General features: G+C 70.9%; 6 protein-coding genes and 2 pseudogenes. 7 read left to right on the top strand and 1 reads right to left on the bottom strand.

Annotation, left to right across the window (positions count from 1 at the left end):
- Window positions 1–2 precede the first annotated feature (2 nt).
- The 6 genes and pseudogenes from FUT87_RS31765 to FUT87_RS18110 all read left to right on the top strand — a co-directional run.
- Window positions 3–212, top strand: a pseudogene (locus tag FUT87_RS31765) (histone deacetylase); the annotation flags it as partial.
- Between the two features lie 208 nt (window positions 213–420).
- Window positions 421–903 carry a thioesterase family protein gene (locus FUT87_RS18130; protein ID WP_147241930.1) on the top strand — a complete coding sequence of 161 codons (483 nt, stop codon included), beginning with the start codon at window positions 421–423 and terminating at the stop codon, window positions 901–903.
- The gene (locus FUT87_RS18125) at window positions 900–1,631 is read left to right on the top strand and encodes a nitroreductase (protein ID WP_091722229.1); all 732 of its coding nucleotides are present in this window, start codon (window positions 900–902) and stop codon (window positions 1,629–1,631) included. Before FUT87_RS18130 ends, FUT87_RS18125 begins: the two co-directional genes overlap by 4 nt.
- 91 nt (window positions 1,632–1,722) lie before the next feature.
- Window positions 1,723–2,706 (top strand): D-glycerate dehydrogenase, encoded by a 984-nt coding sequence (locus tag FUT87_RS18120; protein WP_091722233.1) that lies wholly within the window; start codon window positions 1,723–1,725, stop codon window positions 2,704–2,706.
- Window positions 2,707–2,891: 185 nt separating this feature from the next.
- Window positions 2,892–4,358 carry a DNA recombination protein RmuC gene (locus FUT87_RS18115; protein WP_147241929.1) on the top strand — a complete coding sequence of 489 codons (1,467 nt, stop codon included), beginning with the start codon at window positions 2,892–2,894 and terminating at the stop codon, window positions 4,356–4,358.
- 179 nt (window positions 4,359–4,537) lie between these two features.
- On the top strand, window positions 4,538–5,728 hold the full coding sequence (locus tag FUT87_RS18110) for an MFS transporter (RefSeq protein ID WP_186830609.1): 1,191 nt from the start codon (window positions 4,538–4,540) through the stop codon (window positions 5,726–5,728).
- Between the two features lie 235 nt (window positions 5,729–5,963).
- On the opposite strand, the gene FUT87_RS18105 is transcribed toward FUT87_RS18110, so the two are convergent.
- Window positions 5,964–6,923: a hypothetical protein gene (locus FUT87_RS18105; RefSeq protein ID WP_147241927.1), complete on the bottom strand. Its 960-nt coding sequence runs from the start codon at window positions 6,921–6,923 to the stop codon at window positions 5,964–5,966.
- A gap of 213 nt (window positions 6,924–7,136) precedes the next feature.
- On the opposite strand from FUT87_RS18105, the pseudogene FUT87_RS18100 reads away from it, so the two are divergent.
- Window positions 7,137–7,831, top strand: a pseudogene (locus FUT87_RS18100) (hypothetical protein); the annotation flags it as partial.

Raw genomic sequence — 7,831 nt, 5'->3', positions numbered from 1 at the left:
ACCTGGATGTCGGCCTGCCCGACGCCTGCGGGGACGCGGTCTACCTGGACGCGCTGGAAACCGCGCTGGCCGAGGTCTGGCGGCGCCTGGCCGATCGCCCGCCGGGGCTGGCCTTCTACCTGGCCGGCGCCGATCCGCACGAGGGCGACCGGCTCGGCCGGCTCAAGCTCAGCGCCGACGGGCTGCTGCGCCGCGACCGGATGGTGCTGGACGCGCTGGTCGAGCGCCGCATCCCGGTGGCGCTGAGCATGGCCGGCGGCTACGGCGAGGACCTGGCGGTGACCGTCGAGGTGCAGATGCGCACGCTGGGCGCGGCGCGCAGGCCTGGGCGCGCTGGCGCGACAGTAGCCCGCGCGACACCTGACCCCGCGCGGCGGTGGAAGAATCGCCGCCATGTCCGCCATGTCCGCCATGTCCGCCATGTCCGCCATGTCCGCCAACCGCTCCGACGCCTCCACGCCCGAGCCACGCCCGGCCCCCGAGCCGCGCCAGGCCTTCGCCCGTTTCCAGCCGGTGCCCACGCGCTGGATGGACAACGACGTCTACGGCCATCTGAACAACGTCGTCTACTACAGCCTGTTCGATACGGCGGTGAACCGCTATCTGATCGAGCAGGGCGCGCTGGACCTGCACCATGGCACCGTCATCGGCCTGGTCATCGAGACGCACTGCAACTTCTTCGCCTCGCTGGCCTTCCCGCAACTCGTGGAAGCCGGCCTGCGGGTGACGAAGCGCGGCCGTTCCAGCGTCCGCTACGAGATCGGCCTGTTCGCCGAGGGCGAGCCGCTGTGCGCCGCGCGCGGGCACTTCGTCCACGTCTATGTCGACCGGGAGACGCGCCGCCCGGTGGACGCGCTGCCCGACACCTACCAGCAAGCGCTGCGAGCGCTGGAGATGCCATGACCCTGCCCGACCCGCTGCCCAATCCGTTCACGCCGCCCACGCCCGAGCAATCCGCGGCGGTGGACGCCGCCATCGTGACCCGCCATTCGATGCGCGCCTTCCTGCCCACGCCGGTGCCGCGCGCGCTGATCGAGGAACTGCTGGCCGTGGCGGCGCGGGCGCCCTCGGGCACCAACACCCAGCCCTGGCAGGTCCATGTGCTGACCGGTGGCGCGAAGGACCGGCTGGTGGCGCGCATCCAGTCGGTCTACGACGACCCGGAGGAACTGGCCACCCACAGCGAGGAGTACGCCTACTACCCGCGCGAGTGGGTCTCGCCCTACATCGATCGCCGCCGCAAGGTCGGCTGGGACCTGTACGGACTGCTGGGCATCACCAAGGGCGACAAGCTGCGCATGCATGAGCAGCACGGCCGCAACTATCGCTTCTTCGACGCGCCGGTGGGCCTGATGTTCACCATCGACCGGGTGATGCAGCAGGGCAGCTGGCTGGATTACGGCATGTTCCTGCAGAACATCATGGTGGCGGCGCGCGGCCGCGGCCTGCACACCTGCCCGCAGGCGGCCTTCACCCAGTTCCACCGCGTGATCGCCGAGGAACTGGGCCTGGCGCCCCACCAGCAGGTGGTCTGCGGGATGTCGCTGGGCTACGCGGACCCGGCGGCGATCGAGAACACGCTGGTCACCGAGCGCGATCCGGTGGCGGCGTTCACCCGCTTCCTCGAGTGAGGGACACGCGGACGCCGAGGTGGGCGATCCGCGTGCAGCCTCCCGGGACCCTCGGCCTACAGTTGGCGCTTTCCTGCACGGAGATGCGCCCATGAGCAAGCCCAGCGTCCTGGTGGCCCGCAAGACCTTCGACGACATCGTCGACCGGCTGCGCCCTCACTTCGAGGTCGAGGCCAACGACAGCGACACGGGCTGGTCCCAGGACGAACTGATCCGCCGCCTGCAGGGCAAGGCCGGCGCATACATCGCCGGCGGCGACCGCATCGACGCGAAGCTGCTCGACGCCTGCCCCCAACTGAAGGCCGTCTGCACGATGGCCGTGGGCTACAACAACATCGACGTGGCCGCCTGCACCGCGCGCGGCGTCGTCGTGACGAACGCGCCGGACGTGCTGACCGAAACCACGGCGGACTTCGGCTTCGCGCTGATGATGGCGACGGCGCGCCGCATCACCGAGAGCGAACACTTCCTGCGCCGCGGCGAGTGGAAACAATGGTCGGTGACCATGTTCGCCGGCGCCGACGTGCATGGCGCGACGCTGGGCGTGCTCGGCATGGGACGCATCGGCGCGGCGATCGCGCGGCGCGGGCACCTGGGCTTCGGCATGCCGGTGCTGTATCACAACCGCTCGCGCCTGCCGGCCGACCAGGAAGCACCGCTGGGCGCGCAGTGGGTCGAGAAGGACGAGCTGCTGCGACGCGCGGATCACCTGATCATCGTGGTGCCCTACAGCGCGTCGTCGCACCACCTGATCGGCGAGCGCGAGCTCCGCTTGATGAAGAAGACGGCGACGCTCACCAACATCGCGCGCGGTGGGGTCGTTGATGACGCGGCACTGGCGGCGGAGCTCAAGGCGGGCACCATCGCCGCGGCTGGCCTGGACGTGTTCGAAGGGGAGCCGACCGTGCATCCCGACCTGCTCGCGTGCGAGAACGTGGTGCTCACACCCCACATCGCCAGCGCCACCATCGCGACGCGGCGGGCGATGAGCAACCTCGCCGTCGACAACCTGATCGCCGCGCTGACGGGTGGGGTGCCGCCGACGGCGTTGAATCCGGAAGTGCTGCGGGGGTGAGGGCGCCTGCCTGCGATGGACGGCGCGCTGGCCGCCATGGCATGGGGCCGCAGGCGGCAAGCGCCTGAACCCCAAGCCATGCCGTCCCCCACCATCGGCGTCCTGCCACGGTTTGGGTGTGGTGGACTGCGTCGTTGGCGGGGGTGGCTTGCGGGAGGGGCGGCTGGCGCTGAGAGAATCGCTCGATGACTTTCGTTGACCTGCTGCATTTCGCCCTCTCCGGGTTGATCGTGATCCTCCTCATCGCCGTCTGGCTGACGCTGCGACGACAGTCCGGCGCGGATCCGGCGGCGGCCATGGGCCCGCTGGTGCAGCAGTCCGGGGAAAGGCTGGAGCGCCTGGAGCGGGCGCTGCGCGATGAGCTGGGCCGCGTGAACACCGGCCTGCGCGAGGAAGTCGGCCGCGGGAACGCCGGCCTGCGCCAGGAGACGCTGACGACGCTGACCCAGTTCCAGCAGGCGCTGTTGACGCAGGGCGGCGATACGGCGCGCTCGCAGAACGAGCAGATCGACGCCTTCCGCGTGCAGCTGGCGCAGCTGCAGCAGTCGCTGGCGCAGCAGGCCGCGACCGCGCGCGAGGCGCAGGACGCCGCCGCCGCGCGCACGACCACGGTGCTGACGGAGCAGCTGCAGGCGCTGGCCCAGCGCAACGAGGCCGGCCTGGCGGAAACCCGTCGCACGGTGGAGGCCCGGCTGCAGTCGATCCAGCAGGACAACGAGAAGAAGCTCGAGCAGATGCGGGCGACCGTGGACGAGAAGCTGCACGCGACGCTGGAGCAGCGCCTGGGCGAAAGCTTCAAGCAGGTCGCCGAGCGGCTGGAGCAGGTCTACCGGGGCCTGGGCGAGATGCAGACGCTGGCGCGCGATGTGGGTTCGCTGAACCGGGTGCTGACCAACGTCAAGACGCGCGGGATCTTCGGCGAGGTGCAGCTCGCGGCGCTGCTGGAACAGGTGTTCACGCCGGAGCAGTACGCGGCCAACGTCGAGACGGTGCCGGGCAGCGGCGGGCGCGTCGAATTCGCGCTGAAGCTCCCCGGTCAGCGCGACGACGGCAAGCCGATCTGGCTGCCGATCGACGCCAAGTTCCCGCGCGAGGATTACGAGCGCCTGCTGGAGGCTCAGGAGCGCGCCGACGCGCCGGCGGCGGAACTGGCCGGCCGGGCGATCGAGACGCGGCTGCGGCTGGAAGCCAAGACCATCCGCGAGAAGTACCTGGGCCCGCCGCACACGACCGACTTCGCCCTGCTGTTCCTGCCCACCGAGGGCCTGTATGCCGAGGCGCTGCGTCGCCCCGGCCTGAGCGAGGCGCTGCAGCGCGAGCACAAGGTGATGCTGGTCGGCCCGACGACGCTGCTGGCGACGCTGTCCAGCCTGCAGATGGGCTTCCGCACGCTGGCGCTGGAGAAGCGCTCGGCTGAGGTGTGGGAGGTGCTGTCGGCGGTGAAGACGGAGTTCGGCAAGTTCGGCGACGTGCTGGCCAAGACGAAGAAGAAGCTCGAGGAAGCGAGCAACACGATCGATGCCGCCGAGGTCCGCACTCGCGCGATGACCCGCCGGCTCAAGACGGTCGAGGCGCTGCCCGAGGACCAGATGTCCCGCGTGCTGCAGCTCGGCGCCACGGACGCGCCCGACGAGGAAGGCGCCGCCGGATGAGCGACCGGCCCGGCTCGACGCCCCCGCGTGCGCCCGGGCCCGCGCCTGTCGGCACGACGGTCGACCGCGTCGCAGACGCCGGGCCAACGGCCAGTGCTCCTCGCGGGCCCGCGTCTGTCTGCACGAACGCAGACGCGATCGACGCCCCGAGTCCTTCGGTGGATTTGCAGACTCCGCCAATGCCAACGCTGACTCCGGTGGCGGGGTACACCGGCCTGAGCGTCGGCTTCGCGGCGGTGATCGCCTCGCTGGTGGCGGTGCATGCGTGCATGGCCACGACGCGGGTCGCGGCGACGCTGTGGGTGCTGCACCAGGGCTACGGCGGTGGTTTCGTCGGCGTGCTGCTGAGCCTGTTCGCGGTCGCACCGCTGGGGCTGTCGATGTGGGCCGGCCGGCTGGCCGACCGCCACGGCTTCCATCGGCCGGTCGGCATCGGCGTGGCGATGGCCTTCGCCGGCGCGGTGCTGGCGCTGGCCGCGCAGCTGCTGGGCTGGTTGTGGCTGCTGGCGCTGGGCTGCCTGCTCTGTGGCGGCGCGGTCGCCGTCTCCGCGGTCGCGATCCAGCGCGAGGCTGGCCTGATGGCCCGCGATGCCTCGCAGCTCAAGCGCGTGTTCAGTTGGGTGGCGCTGGGGCCGGCGCTGTCCAACGCGCTGGCGCCGGTGATCACCGGCATCGTCATCGACCTGGCGGGCTTCAGCGCCGCGCTGGTGCTGTCGACCCTGCTGCCGCTGGCGGCCTGGGCGGTGGCGCTGCGCGTGCCGCGGCAGGCCCCGGCGCCGCTGGCGACCGGCGCCAAGCCGCGACCCGCCTGGGACCTGCTGAAGGACCCCGGCCTGCGCAACCTGCTGATCGTGAACGTCGCGATGTCCTCGTGCTGGGATGCCCACAGCTTCGTCGTCCCGGTCGTCGGCCACGCGAAGGGCTTGTCGGCCTCGAGCATCGGCCTGGTGCTGGGCAGCTTCGCCGCCGCGGCGACGCTGGTCCGTCTGGCCATCGTGCGCTGGGCCCATCACATCGACGAGGTCAAGGCGCTGCGCGCGGCGATGGCCATCGCCACCGTGACGCTGATCGTCTATGCCTGGCTGCCCGGCACGCTGGGGCTGATGGCGGGCTCGGCGGTGCTGGGGCTGGCGCTTGGCGCGGTGCAGCCGATGGTGCTGGCCACGATGCACCAGGTCACGCCGCCGGACCGACACGGCCAGGCGCTGGGGCTGCGAATGCTGGCGTCCAACGGCGCGACGGTGGCGATGCCGCTGGGCTTCGGCGCGCTGGCCGCGATCAGCGTCGCGGCGGCGCCGCTGTGGCTGATGGCCTCGGTGCTGGTGGGTGCGCAGTTCGCCGCCAGAGAGATGGGCCGCTCGACGCGCTGACGCAAGAGCGGTGTTGGCTGATTCCCTCTCCCGCTGACGGGAGAGCGAGGGTGCGCGCAAAAGCGGCGTTGACTGAACGCCTCTCCCGCTGGCGGTAGAGGGCTGGCGTGCGCAAGAGCGGCGTTGGTCGAAGGATTCCCTCTCCCGCTTGCGGGAGAGCATAGGGTGAGGGCCAACGGCCGACGCAGTGCGCCCGCTTCTTTTGCCGTCCCGTTCGTCGGCGTGCCAACCACCCTCACTCGCCCGGCGCCATCGCGACCTGCCGGCGCGCCTCCTTGTGCTTCATCGCCACGTACTCCTCGAGCGACTGCTCATGCAGTTGGCGCGCATAACGCTCGGTCGCCGCGAACCAATCGCGCAGGCGCCGGTCCAGCCGCTGGTCGGCGGGCGTGGACAGCGTGTCGAGGTAGGACTCGATCGCGAGGAAATAGCGCATCGTGTTGCGTTCCGCGATGCCCTGGATGCCGCCGACATAGCGCGGCTGACCATCGTCCTCGCGGCCGACCACGGTGAAGCCGACCTTGTCGCGGCCCGAGGTCGCCAGATAGGCGTTCGTCGCCACCCGGGCGGCGAAGTTGTTCATGTAGGCATACCGCAGCCGCACGAAGCTGCGCCTGGCGTCCAGCGGCACCGCCTCCAGCGTGAGCCGGTAGTGGCTGGTCCCCATCGGTCCCTTGTTCGCGCTCATCTCGACGAGCAGGTACTGCGGCTGCGCCGCCAGCACCTGGAAGCGGAAGTCGAGCGCATAGGCATCCTCGATCGGCTGGTCGAACTTGCGACCGATCGCCATGTGCAGCGTCGCGCCGGGTGCGGCGTCGTCCTCGACCGCGCAGCGCTTGACGTTGGCCGGCAGCGTGAGCACATCGCACCACGCCCCGGCGTCGCGCAGCGCGCCGGCCAGCGTCGCGAAGTTGTGCTGGACGACGGCATGCATCTCGCCGGTCGGCCGTTCGGTGTCGTTCACCGAGCTCAGGACGATCGGCCGCTGGAAGGGACTGCGCGCCAACTGCGGCGCGAGCTGCCCGTACTGGGCACGCAGGCCCGCGCCTTGCTGCGCCGAGACCTCCGTCGCGAGCAGCAGCAGCCCCAGCAGCAGCGCCGCATGGGACAGCCAGAACATCACGCCGTGATGGCCGGGGCCGTGGCGACCGTGCCTCGGACGCCCGGCATGGAAGAGGGACGGGAGGGAACGCATGGCGAACTCCATCGCTCGACCGAAGGGTCGTTGATCCACCTTAAGGGCGGGGCGGGGGGCGGTCTGTCGGACAAGGCCGCATCGCGTCGTCGGGCCGGCGCGCCCCGCGCACACGGTGTTGGGAAGCCGGGGGCCTTCGCCTAGGATGCGGCGCGGCGATGATGAGGGCGGGGCAATGAAGCCGCCCACGGGCGCGCCATGAAGCGAGGGACGATGACACGCGAGATGAGGGCTGGATCGAACGGACCGCGAGGCACGCGGGCCCAGCAACGCGGCGCGCTGCGATGGCCTTCGCGCTGGGTCTGGGCCCAAGCGGTGCTGGCGTTGGCGGTGACGGCGGTCGTCGCGCTGCTGTGGTTCGCGACCTGGAAGAACACCAGCCCGCAGTACGCGCCGGCCTGGGTCAAGCTGAACAACACCCGCTTCCCGCGCATGCTCGATGCGCAGGGCAAGCCGAGCTACTGCCTGTCGCCCTTCGGCGCCGAAACGCTGGCGGCGGACAAGCGCGCCTTCGTCGCGCTGATGACCCACCTGAAGCAGGTGGACGAAGCGCAGCGCACCGTGATCATGGTGCAGGTGCAGAACGAGGTCGGCACCTACGGCCTGGCGCGCGACCACAGCGCCGTCGCGAATCGCGCCTTCGCCGCCGAGGTGCCGGCCGAGGTGCTGCGGCTGCAGAAGCCGGACCCCGCGCTCCACGGCAAGGCCGCCAAGGCTGACAAGGCCAGGGGTACCTGGTCCGCCGTCTATGGCGACTACGCCGAGCAGTATTTCCACAGCTGGGCGATCGCGCGCTACATCGGCGAGATCGCCGCGGCCGGCCGCCAGGTCTACGACCTGCCGATGTTCGTCAACAACGCGCTGCGCGACCCGCTGGCGCCGATGGCGCCGTGGAAGTCGGACTTCGC

This window comes from Mitsuaria sp. TWR114, assembly GCF_007997345.1.
This window is presented reverse-complemented; position numbering and strand designations above follow the sequence as displayed.

Bases quoted from the DNA above. Each gene is read 5' to 3' on its own strand.
- FUT87_RS18105 (WP_147241927.1), bottom strand. From the start codon at position 6,923: ATGCGTTCCCTCCCGTCCCTCTTCCATGCCGGGCGTCCGAGGCACGGT.
- FUT87_RS18130 (WP_147241930.1), top strand. From the start codon at position 421: ATGTCCGCCATGTCCGCCAACCGCTCCGACGCCTCCACGCCCGAGCCA.
- FUT87_RS18120 (WP_091722233.1), top strand. From the start codon at position 1,723: ATGAGCAAGCCCAGCGTCCTGGTGGCCCGCAAGACCTTCGACGACATC.
- FUT87_RS18125 (WP_091722229.1), top strand. From the start codon at position 900: ATGACCCTGCCCGACCCGCTGCCCAATCCGTTCACGCCGCCCACGCCC.
- FUT87_RS18110 (WP_186830609.1), top strand. From the start codon at position 4,538: ATGCCAACGCTGACTCCGGTGGCGGGGTACACCGGCCTGAGCGTCGGC.
- FUT87_RS18115 (WP_147241929.1), top strand. From the start codon at position 2,892: ATGACTTTCGTTGACCTGCTGCATTTCGCCCTCTCCGGGTTGATCGTG.